Consider the following 22,446-nt stretch of genomic DNA (forward strand, 5'->3'; position numbering starts at 1 on the left):
GCGGGGTCTCTATGGCGCAAAAGAAATCCGACAAGTTGAAGCGTCTTGTCGCCGTCCAGAGGCACATGGAGCGCATGGCCGAAAGTGACCTCGGCATCACCGCGCAGCGCATCGAGGAAAACGCGCGCTCCATGGACATGGTGATGGAGGCCATCGGCTCGCTCGATCCGCTCCATCGTTTGTTTGCTCAGAATTATGCGGATCGCTTCGACCGCTTGTCCAACACTGACAAGCAACTGCACGGCCTCCAGCAGGTCCAGGAGATGAAGCTGATGCGCGAGCGCGCCAAGGGCGATCGGCTGGAGGAGAACCGCCGCGACGCCCGCGCTCATGAACAGCGCGAAGCCGACGATGATGCGATTTACGATCTGATCGACATCCGATTTGGCACGCCAGCCTCCAGCAAGCTTGGAGAGGGATAGTTGCCACGAACATGAATCGAGGATGTCATCGTGGCCATTTCACTCCCGAGCGATCTCGTGCTGGACGTCGTCCGCGCCGCTGATCCGTCACAAGTTGCCGCCGCTCAGGCGCAGATGAAAACCAATCGCGCCAATTTCCTCGCGACCAGCCTTGCCGAGAAGGGCGAAGGTTTTGGCGCGACTGTCGACATCCTGAACCGTACGACCAATGCGGCCCGTATCGAGAATACCGCCGAGACCCTGGACAAGCCGGGTGAGGTTCCCAAGGTCTACCGCGACTTCGAAGCCGTCTACCTGACCAACTTCGTCCAGACCATGTTGCCGAGCGACAGCGAGGAAGTTTACGGCAAGGGGAATGCCGGTGAGATGTGGAAGAGCATGATGGCCGAGCAGATCGGCTCGGTTCTGTCTGAATCCGGTGGCGTCGGCATCGCCAAACAGATGTACAGCGAGGCTCTGCAGCGGACGCGCGGCCAGGACACGGTGAACGCCAAGACCGACGAAACCCAGCGTGACACAGCGCTGAGCTGGGTGACCGACCTTGAGCGGCGCACTCTTGGCGCGAGCGCCGAAATCCAGAAGCCGTAAAATTCAAGAATAAGGTATAATTTCATGGAAGTTGTTTCGAGCGAATACCGCGTCAAGACCGTTCTGAGCCGGCTTGAGCGCATCATCGACAACGAAAACGAGCGGATCGGCAAGGATCCGGAATTCGATTTCAAGGTGTCGAACGCCCACAAGAGCCGCTGCCTTTATGAGCTGACCATGCTGTTTCGCGACACGGACCCGCGCGAATTCGCGGTCAACTATGTCGACCAGCTGCATGTTCTCAAGGAAAAGCTCGCGACCAATGCCCGTCGCGTCGAGGCACACCTCGCCGCCGTCCGCGCTGTGGCCGATCTCCTGAAGAATGCCGTCCGGGATGCAGATGCCGATGGCACCTACTCCCAGGAACAGTTCCAGTTCAGCGAGTTCTGATGGGCAAGATACTCGGCATCGGTCTGTGGGTCTGCATCGTGACGCTCGGCGCCGTCTATGGCTCGATCTATCTCGCCACGGCACCTGCCGGACCGAGCGAGGAAGAAACGAAGAAGGCCGCCCTGGAACTGGTGCGCGGTGAGCCGATCACCATACCGGTCCTCGCCGGAGGAGACGTCCAGGGCTATTTCCTGACCCGTATCTCCTTCATGATGGACAAGGAGAAGGTCAAGACCCAGGCTCCCCCGGTCACCGAGATGATGACGGACCAGCTCTTCACCCTGCTGGTCGGCAACAAGATGGTGGACATCGCCAATGTCGGAACCTTCGATGTCATGGCCTTCCGGGACAAGATCAAGACCGAAATGAACGCCCGGTTGGGCGAAGGCATGGTCGATCAGGTCATGATCGAGCAGCTCGACTATGTCTCCAAGGATGCAGCTCGCAAGGCCGCCGACGGCGCCCCGGGCCCCATGGAGAAGACCACCGTCGTCGAGGGCGAAAAGGTCGAGGAAAAGCCCGCGTCAGGTCACTGATCTCCGCCATCTTCAAGATTGCGTTCGGCACGCCGGGCCTTACTCTCGTAGTGAGGTCCGGCGTCGTCTTAGCGGACTCAGGGTATCAGCCGCCCTTGCAAAATGCCGCAATTTGACAGCATAGGACGGGGACAGGCAAATGCGACGTCTGCGATGGCGTTAGCTTGCTGCCAGTCTGAGGCGAGGAACAAGCACAGTGACGACGGTGATTGATGGAAAGGCGGCCGCCGCATCGGTGGTCGAAGCGGTAGGTTCTGCGGCAGAAAAGCTTGAAGCCCTTGGACATCGCCGTCCGGGCCTGGCCGTTGTGATCGTCGGCAATGATCCGGCAAGTCACGCCTATGTCGGCGCCAAGAGCCGCATGGCCAAGCAGTGCGGCTTCAACTCCGTGCAGCATACCCTTCCGGAGGAAACAGGTCAGGATGAGCTGATGGCGCTGGTGGCCTCGCTGAATGCCGACCCTGAGATCGACGGCATACTCGTCCAGCTTCCATTGCCCGGTCACCTGAAATCCGATCCGGTCATCCAGTCGATCCTTCCCGAAAAGGATGTCGACGGCCTGCATGTGGTCAATGCCGGCAAACTCGCGACCGGTGACATGGACACCGGCCTCGTCTCCTGTACACCGGCGGGTGCGATGATCCTGGTGCGTCAGATCCATGGCAAGGACCTGTCGGGCCTGAATGCGTTGGTCATCGGCCGTTCCAACCTGTTCGGCAAGCCGATGGCGCAGCTGTTGCTCGCCGCCAATGCGACCGTCACCATCGGTCATTCTCGAAGCCGGGATCTTCCCGCTCTTGCGCGTCAGGCCGACATTCTCGTTGCAGCCGTAGGCCGTCCGGAAATGGTCAAGGCCGACTGGGTCAAGCCGGGTGCGACGGTGATTGACGTCGGTATCAATCGGATCGACGCCCCGGAGCGCGGTGAGGGCAAGTTCCGCCTCGTGGGCGATGTCGCCTTTGCCGAATGCAAGCCGGTTGCCGCTGCAATTTCGCCGGTACCCGGCGGCGTCGGTCCGATGACGATCGCGATGCTGATGGCCAACACCGTCATTGCCGCCTATCGTCGGGCTGGTCAGGCCGCGCCAAAGTTCTGAGGTCCCGAGAGACGCGAGCGCTGCATCAGGCTCCGGCAGGGGCCGGGCCGGTCGACGCCCGCACGACGAGCTCCACCTTCCACAATTCCTGCATCGGCAGGGCAGGGGTGTCCCCGTTGATCATCGCGATCAGCCGCTCGCCGACACGTCGTCCGGCTGCGCGAAGCGATGACCGCGTCGTGGTCAGCGGAGTGGAGAAATTCTCGGGCTTCAGGAGCGGCAGTTCATCGTCATGGGCAATCAGCGACATGTCGACGCCGAGCTTCAGCCCTGCCTCGTTCATGGCCCTGACGGCACCCAGTGCCAGGACGGTGCTTGCGCAGAGCACGGCGGTCGGTCGGTTGCCATGCGCCAGAATTTCCTTCATCCCCCGATAGCCCTGTTCGTCTCCCATGAATGTGTGGCGCACATGAGCGGGGTCGAGGCTTAGCTGCGCTTGGGCCAGGGCCTTTTCAGCGCCGAGTTTGCGTCGAAAGGCGAAGTCGAGATCGGCCGGACCATTGAGAAGGGCGATGCGCTTGTGCCCGAGCTGCATCAGGAAACGTGTGGCGTCGAAGAAGGCCCCTTCGTTGTCCACATCGAGATAGGGGTAATCGAGCTCCATGCCATAGGAGCGGCCATGCACGATGAAGGGCAGCGCCAGCGTCTTTGCCATGGTGATGCGCGGGTCTTTCTCCCGGACATAGGCGAGGTAGTAACCGTCGACACTGCCGCTCGCGACCAGCCAGCGGATCGCCTCTTCTTCCTGTGACGCCTTGGCGGGCATGATGACGAAATGAAAGTCGCGCAGGATCGCGGCTTCAGCAAGACCGCTTTGAAACTCCGCGAAATGCATGTCGGAACTGTGGTCCGGTGAAATCGGCATGATCAGTCCGATCGACCCGGCCTTTCCCGTGGCCAATCGCTGTGCGGCGCGATTGGGCCTGTACCCGGTTTCCTTCGCGGCCAAGAGAACCCGCTGCCGGGTTTCCTCGTTGACCTCGGGATAGCCGTTGAGCGCCCGGCTGATCGTCGTTTGCGACAGCCCGAGCATCTGGGACAGTTCTTTCAGGTTCACGGGTCGCATTCCTCTCCGAAATGGGCGCAAATTTCCTCCCTTGCGGCCCAAAGCGCTTCGAATATGGCTCATAGGGGGGAGTGTTAACAAGAGGAAATATGAATAAAATCAAGGCATCTGCATGTTGCGGTGCGGCATGTTGCGGCGAATTTGCTCAACTGGACAAAAGCGCTTGACTCCATATGGAACCCAATGGGATGAAATGGGGGCCAAAGCGCTTTGAAAAATGCGCATTCGAGGGACGTTTGGCGGTCCGATGTGATGGGAGGTAAATCACATGAAGAAACTGTTTTTGATGACCGTGGCGGCTGCCGCGCTGGTCGCCGGCTCTGCTGCCGCTGCGGACCTGAAGTTCAAGCCGGGTGAAGACAGCAAGTTCAACTGGGCGAGCTTTGAAGAATACAAGGCCGCCAACAGCGCCTTGAAGGGCCAGACCCTGACGATCTTTGGCCCCTGGCGCGGCGAAGACCAGGTTCTGTTCGAAAGCATCCTGGCTTATTTTGAAGACGCAACCGGCGTCGACGTCCAGTATTCGTCCTCTGAAAACTACGAACAGCAGATCGTCATCGACACCCAGGCCGGCAGCCCGCCCAACGTGGCCATCCTGCCCCAGCCGGGTCTGATCGCCGACCTCGCCTCGAAGGGGCATCTGACGCCGCTCGGCGACGAGACCAAGTCCTGGCTTCTGGAAAACTATTCGGCCGGACAGTCCTGGGTCGATCTCTCGACCTACAAGGGCAAGGATGGAGCCCCGGCTCTCTATGCATTCCCCTACAAGATCGACGTGAAGTCGCTGGTCTGGTACGTGCCTGAAAACTTCGAGGACGCTGGCTATGAAGTCCCGAAGACCATGGAAGAGCTGAAGGCACTGACCGAAAAGATCGTCGCCGATGGCGGCACGCCTTGGTGCATCGGTCTCGGTTCGGGCGGTGCGACCGGCTGGCCGGCAACCGACTGGGTTGAAGACATGATGCTGCGCACGCAGCCGGCTGACGTCTACGACAAGTGGGTCACCAACGAAGTGAAGTTCACCGATCCGGCCGTTGTCGGCGCGATCGAGGAATTCGGCTGGTTCGCCAAGAACGACAAGTTCGTTGACGGCGGCTCCAAGGCGGTTGCCTCGACCGACTTCCGCGACAGCCCGAAGGGCCTCTTTGGTGCGCCGCCGAAGTGCTATCTCCACCACCAGGCTTCGTTCATCCCGTCCTTCTTCCCGGAAGGCACGAAGGTGGGTGAAGATGCAGACTTCTTCTACATGCCGCCTTATGCCTCCAAGGCAGACCTCGGCAATCCGGTGCTGGGCGCCGGCACGCTTGCCATGATCGCCAAGGACAGCCCGGCTGCCCGCGCTTTCATCGAGTTCCTGAAGACCCCGATCGCCCATGAAGTCTGGATGGCACAGTCCAGCTTCCTGACCCCGTTCAAGGGCGCCAACAAGGAAACCTACGCCAACGCCCCGATGGCCAAGCAGGGCGATATCCTGCTCAACGCCACGACCTTCCGCTTCGATGGTTCCGACCTGATGCCGGGCAAGATCGGTGCTGGTGCATTCTGGACCGGTATGGTTGACTACTCCGGTGGCAAGCCGGCTGCCGATGTCGCCGCCGACATCCAGAAGGCCTGGGACGGGCTGAAGTAAGCTCGCGATTGATCGCAATCCGCCGGGCCGCCTTCGGGGCGGCCCGGTCGTCGATACAGAAGAACAAGTGCCCCGGGCGCCATAGGTGACGCGGAGCGATCGACAGGGAGGGGACATCTTGGAACAGTTACTCTTTGCATTGCTGACGATTGTCGTCGGCGTCGCAGCGGCGATCGGATATTTCTACGGTTCGAACTTGCTGCTGGACCGCATCTTTCCGTCTCGCATCGCCGATACGGCCAAGGCCTCGCGCAATTTGCGCCGCGCCGCGTTGATCCGCCCCTGGCTCTTCCTGGGGCCCGCCCTGATCTCCCTGACCATTTATCTGGTCTATCCGCTCTTCTCGTCCATTGCCTATTCCTTCATGGATCGCGGCGGCGAGAACTACGTCGGCCTCGCGAACTATCGCTGGATGGTCAACGACGGTGAATTCCGCCAGTCCATCTACAACAACATTCTCTGGCTGATCGTGGTGCCCGCCGGCTCCACCTTCTTCGGTCTCATCATCGCCGCACTCACCGACCGCATCTGGTGGGGCAATATTGCGAAATCGCTGATCTTCATGCCCATGGCGATTTCGTTTGTCGGCGCATCCGTCATCTGGAAGTTCGTCTATGACTACCGCGATGCCGGATCGGAGCAGATCGGCATCCTGAACGCCATCGTCATGGCCTTTGGCGGCGATCCCCAGATTTGGATCTCGCTCCCCTTCTGGAACAACTTCTTCCTGATGGTGATCCTCATCTGGATCCAGACCGGCTTTGCCATGGTCCTTCTGTCGGCGGCCCTGCGCGGCATTCCGGAAGAAACCATTGAGGCCGCCGTCATCGACGGTGCCAACCCCTGGCAGATCTTCATCAAGATCAAGGTTCCGCAGATCTGGACGACGATCGCCGTCGTCTGGACCACCATCACCATCCTCGTTCTCAAGGTCTTCGACATCGTTCTCGCCATGACAAACGGTCAGTGGCAAACCCAGGTTCTGGCGAACCTCATGTTCGACTGGATGTTCCGCGGCGGCGGCGACTTCGGCAAGGGTGCCGCAATCGCTGTGGTCATCATGGTCATGGTCGTGCCGATCATGATCTGGAACATCCGTAATGCCCGCCGGGAAATGGAAGGACGCTGAGATGGTCGCAAAGAAACTCTCCCCGCTGACGATCGTCGTCAATCTGACTGTCCTGTTCCTGGTCGTCCTCTGGACCCTGCCGACCGCCGGTCTGCTCATCTCGTCCTTGCGCGACAAGGACCAGATCGTGGCCTCCGGCTGGTGGACGGCGCTCGGCACATCGAGCCAGAACGCCATCTACCGAGCCCCTCCGCCGAGTGCGCAGGTTGAGGAAAACGGCGTCTTCGTCATTTCCGGCAATGTTTTCGAAGGCAATGCCGGCAATGTTTCGGCCTTCGGCATCAACATCAACGCGCCTACCGCCTATGAGCCGGGCCAGACGGCGGAACGCAATGACGGCAGCAAGCTGACCGTTCAGGAGAACGGCGATTTCCGCATCGAATCCGCCACTGCCTTCGAAGGTTCGCGCGGCGACCGCATCTTCTTCACCGCCTCCGTGCCGCCCCGCTTCACGATCGAGAATTACCAGACCGTTCTGACTGCCGAGGGCCTTGGTAAGTCCTTCCTGAACTCGCTCACGGTCGCGATCCCATCCACGATCATCCCGATCCTCGTCGCGGCATTTGCCGCCTATGCACTCGCCTGGATGAAATTCCCTGGTCGCGCGCTTCTGCTGGCGGTCATCGTTGGTCTGCTCGTGGTTCCCTTGCAGATGTCGCTCATCCCGCTTCTGAAGATGTATAACGGCGTCGGCGCCTTCTTCGGCGTCCCGGCCAAGGGCTATGTCGGCATCTGGCTCGCGCATATGGGTTTCGGCCTGCCGCTCGCCATCTATCTGCTGCGCAACTACATCGCCGGCCTGCCGCGCGAGATCATGGAATCGGCCCGTGTCGATGGCGCCTCCGATTTCGAGATCTTCACCAAGATCGTGCTGCCGCTTTCCTATCCCGCACTTGCCTCCTTCGCGATCTTCCAGTTCCTCTGGACTTGGAACGATCTCTTGGTCGCCATGGTCTTCCTTGGAACGGGTGACAACGAACTCGTGCTGACCGGACGCCTCGTCAACCTCCTCGGCTCGCGCGGCGGCAATTGGGAAATCCTCACGGCCTCGGCCTTCATCACCATCATCGTTCCGCTCCTCGTCTTCTTCGGCCTCCAGCGCTACCTCGTCCGGGGTCTGCTCGCGGGTTCGGTCAAGGGGGGCTGACCGGGACGGTCAACTTCACGACATGCATAAGGATTGACTATGAGTTCCACGACGCAATCGACGCTGGTCGCCGACAAGGATTGGTGGCGCGGTGCGGTGATCTACCAGATCTACCCGCGTTCCTATCAGGATTCCAATGGAGACGGCATTGGCGACCTGAAGGGCATCACCGCCCGTCTCCAGCATATCGCCGATCTCGGCGCCGATGCGATCTGGATCTCGCCCTTCTTCACCTCGCCGATGAAGGACTTTGGCTACGACGTTTCGAATTATGTCGACGTTGACCCGATGTTCGGTTCGCTGACGGATTTCGACGGTCTGATCGCCGAAGCGCATCGTCTCGGCATTCGCGTCATGATCGACCTGGTCATGTCCCACTCGTCGGACCAGCATCCCTGGTTCGTCGAGAGCCGCTCAAGCCGCGTCAATCCCAAGGCGGACTGGTATGTCTGGGCTGATTCGAAGCCGGACGGCACGCCGCCGAACAACTGGCTGTCGATCTTCGGCGGCTCGGCTTGGCAGTGGGATCCGACCCGCATGCAGTATTATCTGCACAACTTCCTGACCTCGCAGCCCGACATGAACCTGCACAATCCCGAGGTTCAGGACGCGTTGCTCGCCGCCACCCGCTTTTGGCTCGACCGCGGCGTCGACGGCTTCCGTCTCGATACGATCAACTTCTATTTCCATGACAAGGAATTGCGGGACAACCCGCCGCTGGCGCCCGAGCGCCGCAACGCGTCGACTGCCCCGGCAGTGAACCCCTACAATTTCCAGGAACACATCTACGACAAGAACCGCCCGGAAAACATCGCTTTCCTCAAGCGGTTCCGCGCGCTCCTGGATGAATATCCGGCCATCGCGGCTGTCGGCGAAGTCGGCGACAGCCAGCGCGGTCTGGAAATTGTCGGCGAATATACGTCCGGCAATGACAAGATGCAGATGTGCTACGCCTTCGAATTCCTGGCGCCGGAGCCCCTGACGCCGGAAGTCGTGCGCAACACCCAGAACGCCTTTGCGGCAGCCGCTCCTGAAGGCTGGGCCTGCTGGGCATTCTCCAACCACGACGTCGTGCGCCATATCAGCCGTTGGGGTTCGGCTGTGCTGGACCGCGAAGCCTATGCCAAGATGATGTCGGCCCTCTTGCTCACCCAGCGTGGCTCGGTCTGCATTTATCAGGGGGAGGAACTGGGTCTGACCGAAGCCGAAATCGCCTTCGAAGACCTGCAGGACCCCTACGGCATCCAGTTCTGGCCGGAATTCAAGGGTCGTGACGGCTGCCGTACTCCGATGGTCTGGGATGACCACGCCACCCAGGCAGGCTTCTCCACAGCGCAGAAGACTTGGCTGCCGATCCCGGTCGAGCATGTGCTGCGCGCGGTCAACACGCAGGCCGGACGCGACGAGTCGGTTCTCGAACAGTATCGTCGTTTCCTGGGCTTCCGTCGCCAGCACCAGGCCTTCGCCAAGGGCGACATCACTTTCCATGAGGCAGGCGCGCATGCCCTAGCCTATAGCCGTGCGCTCGGCAACGAGAAGCTGCTCTGCCTCTTCAATATGAGCCCGGAACCGGCAGCCATTGCCTTGCCCGAGGGGCAGTGGCTTGCGCTGGATGGGCATGGTTTTGCCAGTGAGACCAACGACAATAAGGTAGAGTTGCCGGCTTGGGGCGCTTATTTCGCGCGTCACGCCTGACAGGGGAGGAAAGCATGACGGGTCTGGTTCTGAAAGACATCCGCAAGGCCTACGGGCAGGTCAAGGTCCTGCACGGGATCGATCTTGAGATCAAGGAAGGCGAATTCGTGGTTTTCGTTGGCCCGTCGGGCTGCGGAAAATCCACGCTCTTGCGCATGATCGCCGGTCTTGAGGATATCACCAGCGGCGAGATGTATATCGACGGCCAGCTCGTGAACGACGTGCCGCCTTCCAAGCGCGGTATTGCCATGGTCTTCCAGTCCTATGCGCTCTACCCGCACATGACGGTCTACGACAACATGGCCTTCGGCATGCGGATTGCCGGCGAAAGCAAGGAAGAGATCGATCGCCGCGTGAAGTCCGCCGCCGGCATCCTTCAGCTCGAGCCCTATCTCGATCGCCTGCCGAAGGCACTGTCGGGTGGTCAGCGCCAGCGTGTGGCCATCGGCCGCGCCATCTGCCGCAATCCGAAGGTCTTCCTCTTCGATGAGCCGCTGTCGAACCTTGATGCGGCGCTGCGTGTCGCGACCCGTATCGAGATCGCCAAGCTCAACGAGCAGATGGCCGACACCACGATGATCTATGTCACGCACGACCAGGTCGAAGCGATGACGCTGGCCGATCGCATCGTCGTGCTCTCGGCCGGCAAGATCGAACAGGTCGGTCCGCCGCTCGAACTTTACGAGCGACCCGCGAACCTCTTCGTGGCCCGCTTCATCGGCTCGCCGGCGATGAACATCATGCCGGTGACCATCATCGGAACGGGGGACACGACCCGGATCAAGCTGAAGGACGGCTCGGAAGTCACCATGGATCTGGCGACGGCGTCGTCAGAAGAGGGCAAGGCCGGAAGCTTCGGCGTCCGTCCGGAAGACCTGACGATTGCCGCCGGAGAAGACTTCCTCTTCGAAGGCGTGGTCGAGATCGTCGAAGCCCTCGGCGAAGTGACGCTGCTTTATGTCAATGGCCCGGTCGAAGAAGAGCCGATCGTCGTGAAGCTCCCCGGCATCGTCGACGTGAAGAAGGGCCAGACCCTGCGCTTCTCGGCCGACAGGACCAAGCTGCATCTGTTCGACGCAGTCGGACAGACCTATCGCCGCTGATACCCGCTCCGAATCCGGACATGTTAAGGCTCTGTTATCCCTGCGATGACAGGGCCTTTTCTTGCGTTCCGCCGGCCCCATCCTCAATACCGACTGTTAAGCTGTGACTGCTAGCTTTTACCCATAACAAAGACGAAAAAGACAAGGGTAGAACGATGAGAACGGCAGGTGGCAATCACTTTCTGAAAAAGGAAGAATCCTTCATGTACGACCGGGAAAACCGGTTTCGCATGGAAGACACGATGAATGCCGGGCGTCTCGAATACACCGAGAACGGCATGACCCACATGGCGGCGCGGCGCTGTGACGTCATCCGCATATCCATGAGTGGTGCCGTCATCGCATTGCTGACGCAGGTCAATCTCCCCAAGCAGTTCTACCTCGACATCCCGGACGCCCGCATCAACAAGGTTGGCGCCGTGCTAATGAAGACCTTTCCGAACAACACCGCCGAGATCCGTTTTCTCCGCCTGCTGACGCAGAAGGAACTCGACCGCATCTTCGTCTTCTCCACCCATCCGGCCCACAAGGACCGCGTGCTCGACGTGCGCAGCTGGTAACCCCGGACAGTCTCATTTCGAAAGGCCGGTGTGGCAGAAGCCGCACCGGCCTTCAGCATTTCTGACTGGACTTCGGCGGCAGGACCTTCGATCTTCCGCACACATCAAAGGGAGAATATCGAATGACCAAGCAGAAGGTAGCCATCGTCACGGCAGGGGGAAGCGGCATGGGGGCAGCGGCAGCGCGCCGGCTCGCCGCCGATGGCTTCAAAGTTGCCATCCTTTCGTCCTCGGGCAAGGGGGAAGCGCTGGCCGCCGAACTCGATGGTTTCGGAATTACCGGCTCCAACCAGTCTCCGGAAGACCTCGCGCGCCTCGTTGACGGTACCATGGAGCGCTACGGCCGCATCGACGTGCTGGTCAACAGTGCGGGCCACGGCCCGCGCGCACCGATCCTCGAGATCACGGACGAGCAATGGGTAAAGGGCATGGATGTCTACCTGCTCAATGTCATCCGCCCGACGCGGCTCGTGACCCCCATCATGCAGGCGCAGAAGTCTGGCATGATCATCAACATCTCCACCGCCTGGGCTTTCGAGCCTTCGTCCATGTTCCCGACCTCCGCCGTCTTCCGGGCGGGACTGGCCTCCTTCACCAAGATCTTTGCGGACACCTATGCGGGCGAAAACATCCGCATGAACAACGTCCTGCCGGGCTGGATCGACAGTCTGCCGGCGACGGAGGAGCGGCGCGAGGGTGTGCCCATGAAACGCTATGGGACCAGCGAGGAAATTGCCGCGACCATCGCCTTCCTGGCCTCCGACGGTGCCGCATACATCACCGGTCAGAACCTCAAGGTCGATGGCGGGCTTACCCGTCACGTCTGACATTCCCGTGATTGGCGTCTCTCTTTGAGCCAATGTGACAAGATACCCGCCCGCGTAAACGACTTGGTTACCAAACTTCTTCATTCTTTAGGACAAGCGACAGGACGGAAAATTACGGCCTGTCCCAGTAAAGCCGGCATTGCCTGTCATGTGCCGGTTTCCTTGAGTCTTTTGGTAAGCGAGTTCAAGTATCATGGCGTCCTCGACCTCATCGGTCTCCGGCGGCACCGCGCCCGCCGTTAAGAAGATGCAGTCGCGCAAGGTCAAGCGCGGCTCCAGCCTGCCGACGGTGACGGGGATCGCACTTGCCTGTGCCTTCTGGGCCACCGCGAGCCTTGCAATATTCAAAGGGCTTGCCTCTTCGCCGATCCAGGTGCCGACCTATTCAGGCCATTCGCTTCCGAAGCCGACCCTGGCCTTGTCACAGCCGTTGACGGGGCGGGCGACAAAGGCAGCTTCCGGTGACATGGAGGCGCTGGAGCGCATGCGCCAGCGTTTTGCGGAGGCCGTAGCGGCGACAGACAGTCTGGGTCTGTTGATGCTGCCCTCGGCGATGCGCCTGGCCGAAGTCGAGAAGTCCGACCGCCTGCTCCTCGCCCGTATCGAGAGTTTCACCGATCCCCAGGCGATAGCTGTGCTGCGCGAGGCGCTTGGCAAGTTCGAATCCGAACGCCAGCAGGCGGCACTTGCAACAGCTGCGCGTGATCGCCGCAGCGGTGTCGATGACGCTGCAGCCGTTGATCCGATCATGACGGCCTCCATCGATCCCACGTCCGCCTCCGCACCGGCTGCGCTCGGTTATGCTGCTCCGCCGAAGGCCGGCGACATGATGGCCGCTGCCGATCCCCGGGAAGAACCTTTCCAGGAACTCTTGTCCGAACCGCAGGCCAGCGAGCATGGCGATCTGCCGGATGACGGTCCGCTGCCGCAGGCTAAACCCCGCGCAACCGCCATCCCCGCTCCCGAGCCGCCGGTCGCCGCTGCCGCTGCCGCTTCTGCGCCTGAAAAGCCGAAGAGAAAAACGCTTGCCAACCTGCTGGCCTATGCCAAGCCGGACAATCCGATCACCACGGACGACGGGGCAGGGGGGCTTTTCAGCCGAAAGAATTCTCTACCTGGCCCGGGCAGCCGCATTGCGGTCTACGTGATCGAAGATGCGACCGTCCACATGCCCAATGGTGAAAAGCTTCGCGCCCATTCCGGTCGTGCCCACATGCGCGACAATCCGAAATATGTGCACATGAAGAACCAGGGCCCCACACCGCCGAACGTCTACAAGCTGCGCATGCGCGAAGCTCGCTTTCACGGGGTCGAGGCGATCCGCATGACCCCCGTCGGTGATGCCAAGATGTACAATCGGGATGGGTTCTTGACCCACACCTATCTGCTGCGTCGTCGTGGCGACAGCTCCGGCTGCGTTGTGTTTGAGGACTACAATCGCTTCCTCAACGCCTTCAAGCGCGGACAGGTCAATACGCTGATCGTCGTGCCCAGCCTGCGGGAACTGCCGAAATATACGGCAATGCTCTGACATCCGTCAGGATGGCTGGGAACAGTCAGGCCTCCGCAGCACCGCTGCGGAGGCTTTTTCGTGAATGGCTACGAATGCAGGCCCTTACATCGCAGGCATGACCGTGATCGACTTGATCGGCATCTCGACGCCGCCGATATCGGCCGACTTGGTGGCGGCACCCGTTTCGAGGTTCACCGTATAGAGCGCATTGTCTGCCACCAGCCAGGCGGTGTTCTGGCCTTCGCCGGTTGCCTGGATGTCGAAGGCATAGGTCTTCGGCATGCCCTCGATTCCGAGCTTACCGATCGCTTTCAGCGTTCCATCATTCGGCTTGGTCTGCTGGATCAGCGCACCGATGGTGGCGTCGATGTTATACATGGCCGTTTTTTCCGGCTTGCCCATGGAGTTGGTATAGGCAGCCGCGACGGTGTTCGGCGTCTCGCCCTTGTGCATGTCACCCTCCTCGAAGGCGAGGCTGCCGTCGACGGTCACTGCACCCGTATCGGGATGGACGCGGTAGTTCGTCGTGCCGGTCATGTAACGAAGACGATCGGCAGCCGGATTGAAATTCACCACGACCGGTGCATCGCCGATGGTCAGCGGCTTGTCCATCTTCGCCACTTCGGTCGCAGCACCGGTGGCCGGATCGATTGTGACGATCACGCTGTCGGCTGTCACGCCGACCAGCGTCTTGTTGCCGGGACGGTAGTCGATGCCGACAAGACGATCGGCGCCGGAGATCTCCATGGTCTTGGCTGCCGTTGGCTGGTCCGTGTCGAACATCACGAGCGTCTTGTCGCCGGCAAGGCCGACGACCTGAGCGGCCTGGGCGCCAAATGCGGTGAGCGCAGTTGCGGCAGCGAGGCTAAGGATACGGATGCTGGTCATGAATTTCTCCCGAATGGTTGAGCCGGCGACATCGGTGTGATGCCTCCTGATCACTCGACACGCGACCAACCTCGATTGGATGCACTCCGATTGAAATTTTTTCTGCATCCAATCCTCCCTTCTCGCGTGTCTCTCGGTAAGGAAAGGAATGAGATGGCAGTTGAAACGATCGACCCCAACGATATCCGCATGCCCCCCGACCTTGGTTGCCAAATCGGCAAGATCGCCTACTTTCGCATCAAGAGGCGTGAAGGAGTATGGATGCAGAATCCGCAAAGCGAGCTGGCTCAGGCGCTAAAGGCATGTGCTGCCGGAGAAAGAGCAGGGCTGGCTACGATCTACCGCAGCGAAGCTGCACGTATGGTAACGATCGCCGAACGCATCCTGCGGCGCCACGATCTGGCCGAGGAGATCGTCCAGGAGGCCTTCCTGCAGATCTGGAACAAGGCCTGGCAATATGAGCCCGGACGCGGCTCAGCGCGCGGTTGGCTCTATGCCATCGTGCGCAGCCGCGCGCTCAATGCCCTGCGCGACGGGGGGCGCGAGGAATTGACGGAGACCGAGAGCCTTGATCGGCTGCAGGAAGAGGGAGCGGATAGTCTCTATATCGACCTCTTCGACCAGCTGGACAGTCAAAGCCGGCTGCGGGCCTGTCTTTCCCGGCTGGATGCCCTGCGCCGCAAGACGGTGATGATGGCCTATGTCTCCGGTTACAGCCATGGCGAGATCGCCGGGCGCCTGAAATTGCCGCTCGGCACCGCCAAGGCCTGGATACGCCGCTCCGTGTCGGCACTCAGGGAGTGCATGGCATGACCAGTTGGCAGACCACAGCAGAACGCGCAGATGCCTATGTCCTGGGTCTGATGGATGATGACGAGCGGTTGCGGCTCGAAGTCGAGTTGGAGAGCGATGCGGAACTCGCACGGGCTGTCGGTCAGGCTCGCGATCGTTTCCTTGAACTTGATCTGGCCGGCCCGACATCCGCCGTGTCGCCGGGGCTGTGGACGCGTATCGAACACAGGCTGGAGGTAGATGCATCGCAGCGGATGGCAGGACCTGCGGTCAGGCCGCGGCCGGCCAATGACAACAGCGCAGGTCGCTGGAGACAGATCGCGCTCTCCGCCATCGCCGCGTCCCTGATGCTCGTTGTCGTGTTGGCTTACGGCATTCTCCAACCGTCGGAGCCACAGGTCATCGCCATCCTGATGAATGCCGATGGCGAGCCGGTCGTGATGATCGAGGATTTCGGCAATCACACCGCAAAGGTCACGCCGCTGGTCGATACTGCGGTCCCGGGTGACCGGTCGCTGCAGCTCTGGACGTTGCCGACAGCGGACATGGGGCCGGTATCGCTGGGCGTGCTCGATGGCTGGAAGACGGTGACCGTTTCGGGGCCGGAACTACCAGGCCCGCGGGAAGAACAGCTCTATGAGATCACTCTGGAGCCCTTAGGTGGTTCGCCGACGGGCCGTCCGACCGGCCCTATCCTCGGCAAGGGTTTTGCCAAAGCTCCCAGGCTCTAGAGAAAGCGAAAGGCCGGCTGCGGGCGGCCGGCCTTCCAGATGGATTGAGAGGGCAGGGGCTTAGAACTCCTGCCAGTCTTCCTTGACCGCGGCATTGCCATGGGAGGTAAGCGAGCGGGCAGCCGGACGACGTTCCGCTGGGGCCGTGACAGCAGATGGACGGTGCTGTGGCGTCGCGCTCTGGCTCTGCTTGCCGCTGTAATGATGCCCGAGCGTGAAGCGGCTGATGAACTGGCGCAACCGCTCCGTTTCATTGGCGAGCGTCGCGCTGGCGGCGTTGGATTCTTCCACCATCGCGGCGTTCTGCTGGGTCACCTGGTCCATCTGGTTGACCGCAGAATTGACCTCGGAAAGCCCCGTTGCCTGCTCGCGCGCCGAGCTTGCGATCGCCTGCATGTGGTCGTTGACGGCGATGATGTTGTCCTGGATCGTCTTCAACGCTTCGCCCGTTTCGCTGACCAGTTTCACGCCGTTCTTCACCTCTTCCGACGAGTTGCGGATCAGCTCCTTGATTTCCTTCGCCGCCTGGGCGGAGCGTTGGGCTAGTTCGCGCACTTCCTGGGCGACAACAGCAAACCCCTTGCCGGCTTCACCGGCGCGCGCTGCCTCGACGCCTGCATTCAGGGCCAGAAGGTTCGTCTGGAAGGCGATTTCATCGATAACACCGATGATGTTGGAGATCTGGTTTGACGACTGCTCGATGCGCGCCATCGCGCCAACGGCCTCGGCAACGATCTGTCCGGACCGGGCCGCACTCGTATCGGCCATCTGCGTCGAGTTGCGCGCCTCTTCGGCACGCTTGGAGGCATTGTTGACGTTGACGGTGATCTGGTCGAGGGCCGCAGCGGTTTCCTCGAGCGATGCCGCCTGCTGCTCTGTGCGTTTCGACAGGTCCTGCGCGCTGTGGCTGATCTCCCGCGTGCCGCTGTCGATCTGGTCGGTCGATTTGGCAACGGCGCCCAGCGTAGAGCCCAACTGTGTCAGAGCCTCATTCAGGTTGGTGCGCAGTGCTTCGAAGTCCGGCGCGAAGGGCTTGTCCAGTGTGAAGCTCACATCGCCGTCGGCCATCCTCTTCAGCGACACCCCGATCGTGTCCACTGCGTGTACGCGTTCCGTCACATCCGTTGCGAACTTGACCACTTTCGTGACCCGACCGCGGTCATCGAGGATCGGATTGTAGGAGGCGTTGATCACGACCTTCTTGCCGCCCTTGCCGTAGCGGGTGAATTCCGACGCCTGGAATTTGCCGGCGCGGAGTTGTTTCCAGAATTCCTGGTAGTCTGCCGATCGGCTGTACTCCTGATCGACGAACATGCTGTGGTGCTTGCCCTTGATCTCGTCGAGGCGGTATCCGAGCGCATTGAGGAAGTTGTCGTTGGCGGTGACGACCTCACCCTCTGGCGTGAACTCGATGATGGCCTGCACGCGGCCGATCGCGACCATCTGGTTCTGGTAATCGAGATTCTGCAGGCGCGCGCTGGCATTGGCCCATTCGACGACAAAACCCGTTGTTTTCGAGCCACTCTTCAGAGGCGTCACGATCAGGTCGAAGGCGTGATGCCCAACCCAGATGGTCGCCCGGTGCTGCGTCTTCAGGCTCGACAGCATGTTGCGCTGATGCGACGGGTTCTTGTGGAAGATGTCGATATTGCTGCCGATCAGCTTCGCGAATTCGAACCTTGGCAGTTCCTTCTTCAGGTCGCTCTCTGCATCGCGCAGCATTTCCTTCACGGCGGCATTCATGTAGCGGATGTTCAGCTTCTCATCCGCAATCATGATATTGGCTGTAATGACTTCCAGGGATTCAAGCTGCGCCTTGGTGCTGAATGACTGTCCAAACATGTCTGCTCTGGTCCTTCTTGCCAGTAGTGCGAGTGGACCTTCGTTCGGTTCCGAACAAAGGTAGACAAAAGGCAGAACTGGGTCGAAGATTTTTTGTTTTTGTATATCTTCTTGATTCTGCTGGTTTTTCTGCCTCCATCTATAAAATATTAGACGTTTCGAATGCGTTAAGTCCGCAGCGTTTGTTCCCTCGGGGAACCGAGTAAAAAAAAGGCCGCGATCGCTCGCGGCCCGGCTGCAGCAGTGAAGGTCAGATCAGAAGAGGACGCTGGCGCCCTGATCTGCCGGGCCGGCAATCCGGCGGAAACTTGCGAACAGCTCCCGGCCCATGCCGAACTCGTTGGCGTCGAGATTGGTGGCCGCATTGGAACGGCTGGCGAACTCGCCCGCTTCGACCAGCACTTCCAGCGTCCCGGCAATGGCATCCAGTCGAAGGATGTCGCCGTCCTTGATCTTGGCGATGGGTCCGCCGTCGACGGCTTCCGGTGTCACATGGATGGCAGCAGGCACCTTGCCCGACGCGCCGGACATGCGGCCGTCCGTCACCAGCGCCACCTTGAAGCCGCGGTCCTGCAACACGCCGAGCGGCGGTGTCAGGCGGTGCAGTTCCGGCATGCCGTTCGCCCTTGGCCCCTGGAAGCGCACGACGGCGATGAAGTCGCGCTCAAGCTTGCCGGCCTTGAACGCGTCCTGCAGTTCCTGCTGATCGTGGAACACGATGGCCGGCGCCTCAATGACATGCCGCTCTGGCTTGACGGCCGAGATCTTGATCACAGCCTTGCCGAGGTTGCCGGTCAGCATCTTCAGGCCGCCGTTCGACTGGAAGGGCTTGTCGATGGTGGTCAGCACCTTCGCATCGGCGCTCACCTCGGATGCCGGCTCGCGGGAGACAGTGCCATCCTCGGCGAGCTTCGGATCGATCGTGTAGGCGGCAAGCCCCTGGCCATAGACCGTGCGCACGTCGTCGTGCAGGTAGCCGGCCTTGAGCAATTGCTTGATCAGGAAACCCATCCCGCCGGCCGCGTGAAAATGGTTCACGTCCGCAAGCCCGTTCGGATAGACGCGGGCAAGCAGCGGAACGATGTCGGAGAGATCGGAGATATCCTGCCAGGTGAGCTGGATCCCGCCGGCGCGCGCCATGGCGATGAGGTGCAGCGTGTGGTTCGTCGAGCCGCCGGTGGCATGCAGGCCAACGACGCCGTTGACGATAGAACGCTCGTCGATCATCTCGCCCGCCGGCGTAAACTCGTTGCCGAGTGCGGTGATGGCCAGCGCCCGCTTGGCGGCTTCCTTGGTCAGCGCATCGCGCAGCGGCGTGCCCGGATTGATGAAAGAAGCGCCGGGCAGGTGGAAGCCCATGATCTCCATCAGCATCTGGTTGGAATTGGCCGTACCGTAGAAGGTGCAGGTGCCCGGGCCGTGATAGGACTTCGATTCTGCTTCGAGCAATTCCGCGCGGCCCACCTTGCCCTCGGCGTAAAGCTGACGGATGCGCGACTTCTCGTCGTTCGGCAGACCCGAAGTCATCGGACCGGCCGGAATAAAGACAGATGGCAGATGACCGAATGTCAGCGCCGCGATCATGAGCCCCGGTACGATCTTGTCGCAGACGCCGAGATAGACGGCCGCATCGAACATGTTGTGGCTGAGGCCGATGGCGGCAGCCATCGCGATCGCATCGCGCGAGAAGAGCGACAGTTCCATGCCCGGCTGGCCCTGGGTCACGCCATCGCACATGGCCGGAACGCCACCTGCGACCTGCGCCACGCCGCCCGCTTCGGATGCCGCCTGGCGGATCAGTGCGGGGTAGGTTTCGAACGGCTGGTGGGCGGACAGCATGTCGTTATAGGCGGTGATGATGCCGAGGTTCGGGACCACGTCTCCGGCGAGCGCTGCCTTGTCGGCGGGGGAACAGACGGCAAAGCCATGGGCAAGGTTGCCACAGGACAGTGTCGAGCGGTGAACACCCTTCGAGATCGCGCGGCGGGTCCGGTCGAGATAGGCTTCGCGGGTCGGCTTGGATCGTTCGACGATCCGCTTGGTGATGGCTTCGATACGGCTGTCTGCACTCATCGGATTTCGCTCCTCTTAAGGCGCGCGCGTCTGGTCACGCTGCGCGCAGGGCCTCCCGGGCCCGGACGTCGGGTTATCGCGCATCGGGCCAGACCGCGTTCCGCTGCGGCATGGCCGGGGTCACCGGTTCAGGGCGCCCAATAGATCTCGGGCGTCGTGGCCGCCCGTTCAAGCACTGCACGGATCGGCATTTCGGCCTCATCGGTCCCGGAAAGCGCCTTGTCCAGCACGCTCTTCTTTTCGGCGCCTTCGATATGAACGACAAGCAGGCCGGCATCCTGAAGAGCGGAAAAGGAAAGCGTAAGCCGGGCCTCTCCGGCGCCAGGCGCTTCCATGGTCATAACACGGCGGGGCAGGGCAAGGTCGAGTGCAGCGTCAAGATGGTCGCCGCCAGGGAAGAAGGAGGCTGTATGGCCATCCGTACCCATGCCGAGAATGACGACATCGAACGGTTCCTTCATTCCAGGAATGACATCCGACGCCTTGAGCGCGGCTTCCTGGATGCTGGCTTCGGGCCGATAGAGTGGCACGAACTGTGCTGTCGCCGCAGCATTCTTCAGAAGATGCGTCCTCACCAGCAAATGGTTCGAACGCGGATTGTCTTCCGGAACGAAACGCTCGTCGACCAGCGTGACCTTGACCTTCGGCCAATCGAGATGACGCGTCGAAAGCGCCTCGAAAAACGCCTTGGGCGTCGAGCCGCCGGAAACGGCAAGCGTGGCTTCGCCCTGTCTGGCGATCGCAGAGGAAAGCGCTGCCGCAACGGCGTCGGCAAGCCCCTCCGCAAGCGCGGCGCCCGTCTCGAATGTCTTCATCTGATGCGCCATCGAGCCCGGCCTCAGTCGTTTTCGTGCCAGGTGCGGCCGTCGCGCTCGATCAGCGCAATAGCCTGGCTCGGACCCCAGGTGCCGGACGTATAGCCCTGCGCCTTCTGGCCGATCTCTTCCCAGGACTTCAGGATCGGATCGCACCACTTCCACGCAGCTTCGACTTCGTCACGGCGCATGAACAGCGTCTGGTTCGAACGGATGACGTCCATCAGCAGGCGTTCATAGGCATCCGGATTGCGCACGTCGAAAGCCTGAGCAAAGCTCATGTCGAGCGAGACATGGCGCAGGCGCATGCCGCCCGGACCTGGATCCTTGATCATCAGCCACTGCTTGACGCCTTCGTCCGGCTGCAGGCGGATGACCAGCTTGTTGGCCTCGATCCGGCCCGCCGCATCGCCGAAGATCGAATGCGGGATCGGCTTGAAGGCGATGACGATTTCCGACATGCGGGTTGCCAGACGCTTGCCCGTGCGCAGATAGAAGGGAACGCCCGCCCAGCGCCAGTTGTTGATCTCAGCCTTGATGGCAACGAAGGTTTCCGTGTCGGAAACCGCGCCCAGTTCTTCCTGATAGCCGTTGACCGCACCGCCCGCCGAAGCCCCGGCGCGGTACTGACCGCGAACCGTCTGCTTCTCGACATTGGCCGGTGTGATCGGCTTCAGCGAACGCAGCACCTTCAGCTTCTCGTCACGAACGGCTTCCGCGTCGAGAGAGGAGGGGGCTTCCATGGCAACAAGGCAGAGCAGCTGCAGGATATGGTTCTGCACCATGTCACGCAGCGCGCCGGCCTTGTCGTAATAGGTCACGCGGCCTTCAAGGCCGACGGACTCGGCGACCGTGATCTGCACATGGTCGATATGGGCGGAATTCCACAGCGGCTCGTAAAGCGCGTTGGCAAAGCGCAGCGCCATCAGGTTCTGCACCGTCTCCTTGCCGAGATAGTGGTCGATGCGGAAGATCTGCTCTTCCTTGAAAACCTTACCGATCGTGTCGTTCAGCGCCTGCGCCGATGCGAGATCGCGACCGATCGGCTTTTCGACGACGATGCGGGTCGACTTGGTGATCAGCTTGTGATCACGGATCTTGTCGGCAATGTCGCCGAAGATCGAGGGCGAGACGGCCAGATAGAAGGCACGAACGATATCCTTACCCTGATCGAGAAGCTTCTTGAGATCTTCCCAGCCCTGATCTGACTTCGCATCGACGGAAACGTAATGGATACGCGCGAGGAATTTGGCGACCTCCGCCTCTTCCAGTTCTTCCGCCTTCAGATGTTCCTTCAGCGCGTCGAGCGTGAACTTGCGATAGTCCTCGTCGGTCATGGCCGTACGTGACGCGCCGATGACACGTGTCGGCTCCGTCAACTGCCCGGCCAGCTGCCGATGATAGAGGGCCGGCAGGAGCTTGCGCTCGGCAAGATCGCCGGTGCCGCCGAAGACGACGTAGTCAAAGGGTTCCACGGGGATGATCTGGCTGCTCATGCGGCGTCTCTCGTTCGGAAAAGCGTTGCACCGGTTCTAATCTAATCGATTTAAAAAAGCCACCCTGCGGGCGGATTTTTGTCGGTCCAATGCCGCCGAAAGGCCGA

Annotated in this window: 21 protein-coding genes; 15 read left to right on the forward strand and 6 right to left on the reverse strand. The window is 61.0% G+C overall.

Features of this window, described 5'->3' with window-relative positions; all coding sequences use genetic code 11:
* Nucleotides 1–11: 11 nt before the first annotated feature.
* The 5 genes from ACT53S_RS02970 to folD all read left to right on the forward strand — a co-directional run bounded on the left by ACT53S_RS02970 (nucleotide 12) and on the right by folD (nucleotide 3,032).
* A complete protein-coding gene (locus ACT53S_RS02970) occupies nucleotides 12–422 on the forward strand; it encodes a hypothetical protein (RefSeq protein ID WP_113377207.1) in 411 nt (136 codons plus the stop codon).
* 30 nt (nucleotides 423–452) lie between these two features.
* A complete protein-coding gene (locus ACT53S_RS02975) occupies nucleotides 453–1,010 on the forward strand; it encodes a rod-binding protein (RefSeq protein ID WP_113377208.1) in 558 nt (185 codons plus the stop codon).
* A 24-nt stretch (nucleotides 1,011–1,034) separates the two neighbouring features.
* A complete protein-coding gene (locus ACT53S_RS02980) occupies nucleotides 1,035–1,400 on the forward strand; it encodes a hypothetical protein (RefSeq protein ID WP_113377209.1) in 366 nt (121 codons plus the stop codon).
* The gene (locus ACT53S_RS02985; RefSeq protein ID WP_113377210.1) at nucleotides 1,400–1,936 is read left to right on the forward strand and encodes a flagellar basal body-associated FliL family protein; all 537 of its coding nucleotides are present in this window, start codon (nucleotides 1,400–1,402) and stop codon (nucleotides 1,934–1,936) included. Before ACT53S_RS02980 ends, ACT53S_RS02985 begins: the two co-directional genes overlap by 1 nt.
* 196 nt (nucleotides 1,937–2,132) lie before the next feature.
* Nucleotides 2,133–3,032 carry a bifunctional methylenetetrahydrofolate dehydrogenase/methenyltetrahydrofolate cyclohydrolase FolD gene (gene folD, locus ACT53S_RS02990; RefSeq protein ID WP_113377211.1) on the forward strand — a complete coding sequence of 300 codons (900 nt, stop codon included), beginning with the start codon at nucleotides 2,133–2,135 and terminating at the stop codon, nucleotides 3,030–3,032.
* Nucleotides 3,033–3,057: 25 nt separating this feature from the next.
* Here folD and ACT53S_RS02995 read toward each other — a convergent pair whose 3' ends face one another.
* Nucleotides 3,058–4,089 (reverse strand): substrate-binding domain-containing protein, encoded by a 1,032-nt coding sequence (locus ACT53S_RS02995; RefSeq protein ID WP_142073956.1) that lies wholly within the window; start codon nucleotides 4,087–4,089, stop codon nucleotides 3,058–3,060.
* A 277-nt stretch (nucleotides 4,090–4,366) separates the two neighbouring features.
* On the opposite strand from ACT53S_RS02995, the gene ACT53S_RS03000 reads away from it, so the two are divergent.
* From ACT53S_RS03000 to ACT53S_RS03035, 8 genes are all read left to right on the forward strand, one after another.
* Entirely contained in the window at nucleotides 4,367–5,728 is a 1,362-nt protein-coding gene (locus ACT53S_RS03000; RefSeq protein WP_113377212.1) for an ABC transporter substrate-binding protein, read from the forward strand.
* Between the two features lie 118 nt (nucleotides 5,729–5,846).
* On the forward strand, nucleotides 5,847–6,857 hold the full coding sequence (locus ACT53S_RS03005) for a carbohydrate ABC transporter permease (RefSeq protein ID WP_113377213.1): 1,011 nt from the start codon (nucleotides 5,847–5,849) through the stop codon (nucleotides 6,855–6,857).
* A 1-nt stretch (nucleotide 6,858) separates the two neighbouring features.
* The gene (locus ACT53S_RS03010; RefSeq protein WP_142073960.1) at nucleotides 6,859–8,004 is read left to right on the forward strand and encodes a carbohydrate ABC transporter permease; all 1,146 of its coding nucleotides are present in this window, start codon (nucleotides 6,859–6,861) and stop codon (nucleotides 8,002–8,004) included.
* Between the two features lie 39 nt (nucleotides 8,005–8,043).
* Nucleotides 8,044–9,699 carry a beta-galactosidase BglA gene (bglA, locus tag ACT53S_RS03015; protein WP_476065856.1) on the forward strand — a complete coding sequence of 552 codons (1,656 nt, stop codon included), beginning with the start codon at nucleotides 8,044–8,046 and terminating at the stop codon, nucleotides 9,697–9,699.
* A gap of 14 nt (nucleotides 9,700–9,713) precedes the next feature.
* Nucleotides 9,714–10,802 carry an ABC transporter ATP-binding protein gene (locus tag ACT53S_RS03020; protein WP_476065857.1) on the forward strand — a complete coding sequence of 363 codons (1,089 nt, stop codon included), beginning with the start codon at nucleotides 9,714–9,716 and terminating at the stop codon, nucleotides 10,800–10,802.
* 155 nt (nucleotides 10,803–10,957) lie between these two features.
* On the forward strand, nucleotides 10,958–11,362 hold the full coding sequence (locus ACT53S_RS03025) for a hypothetical protein (RefSeq protein ID WP_142073966.1): 405 nt from the start codon (nucleotides 10,958–10,960) through the stop codon (nucleotides 11,360–11,362).
* Between the two features lie 122 nt (nucleotides 11,363–11,484).
* Entirely contained in the window at nucleotides 11,485–12,189 is a 705-nt protein-coding gene (locus tag ACT53S_RS03030; protein WP_476065858.1) for an SDR family oxidoreductase, read from the forward strand.
* A gap of 193 nt (nucleotides 12,190–12,382) precedes the next feature.
* Nucleotides 12,383–13,720 (forward strand): DUF2778 domain-containing protein, encoded by a 1,338-nt coding sequence (locus ACT53S_RS03035; protein WP_476065859.1) that lies wholly within the window; start codon nucleotides 12,383–12,385, stop codon nucleotides 13,718–13,720.
* An 84-nt stretch (nucleotides 13,721–13,804) separates the two neighbouring features.
* On the opposite strand, the gene ACT53S_RS03040 is transcribed toward ACT53S_RS03035, so the two are convergent.
* Nucleotides 13,805–14,590: a DUF4394 domain-containing protein gene (locus ACT53S_RS03040; protein WP_476065860.1), complete on the reverse strand. Its 786-nt coding sequence runs from the start codon at nucleotides 14,588–14,590 to the stop codon at nucleotides 13,805–13,807.
* Nucleotides 14,591–14,851: 261 nt separating this feature from the next.
* Here ACT53S_RS03040 and ACT53S_RS03045 point away from each other — a divergent pair, with 261 nt between their 5' ends.
* Both ACT53S_RS03045 and ACT53S_RS03050 read left to right on the forward strand, forming a co-directional pair.
* Nucleotides 14,852–15,403, forward strand: a complete 552-nt coding sequence (locus ACT53S_RS03045; protein WP_476066623.1) for a sigma-70 family RNA polymerase sigma factor — start codon at nucleotides 14,852–14,854, stop codon at nucleotides 15,401–15,403.
* On the forward strand, nucleotides 15,400–16,113 hold the full coding sequence (locus ACT53S_RS03050) for an anti-sigma factor (RefSeq protein ID WP_476065861.1): 714 nt from the start codon (nucleotides 15,400–15,402) through the stop codon (nucleotides 16,111–16,113). The genes ACT53S_RS03045 and ACT53S_RS03050 overlap by 4 nt, the downstream gene beginning before the upstream one ends.
* A 60-nt stretch (nucleotides 16,114–16,173) precedes the next feature.
* On the opposite strand, the gene ACT53S_RS03055 is transcribed toward ACT53S_RS03050, so the two are convergent.
* The 4 genes from ACT53S_RS03055 to zwf all read right to left on the reverse strand — a co-directional run bounded on the left by ACT53S_RS03055 (nucleotide 16,174) and on the right by zwf (nucleotide 22,339).
* The gene (locus ACT53S_RS03055) at nucleotides 16,174–17,955 is read right to left on the reverse strand and encodes a methyl-accepting chemotaxis protein (RefSeq protein WP_476065862.1); all 1,782 of its coding nucleotides are present in this window, start codon (nucleotides 17,953–17,955) and stop codon (nucleotides 16,174–16,176) included.
* A 255-nt stretch (nucleotides 17,956–18,210) separates the two neighbouring features.
* Entirely contained in the window at nucleotides 18,211–20,028 is a 1,818-nt protein-coding gene (gene edd / locus ACT53S_RS03060) for a phosphogluconate dehydratase (RefSeq protein ID WP_476065863.1), read from the reverse strand.
* Between the two features lie 128 nt (nucleotides 20,029–20,156).
* Nucleotides 20,157–20,855, reverse strand: coding sequence for a 6-phosphogluconolactonase (gene pgl / locus ACT53S_RS03065; RefSeq protein WP_476065864.1), 699 nt, complete (start codon nucleotides 20,853–20,855; stop codon nucleotides 20,157–20,159).
* Nucleotides 20,856–20,866: 11 nt separating this feature from the next.
* The gene (zwf, locus tag ACT53S_RS03070) at nucleotides 20,867–22,339 is read right to left on the reverse strand and encodes a glucose-6-phosphate dehydrogenase (RefSeq protein ID WP_113377225.1); all 1,473 of its coding nucleotides are present in this window, start codon (nucleotides 22,337–22,339) and stop codon (nucleotides 20,867–20,869) included.
* Between the last annotated feature and the right edge of the window lie 107 nt (nucleotides 22,340–22,446).

The sequence above is a fragment of the Allorhizobium sp. DMC15 genome (assembly GCF_056314065.1).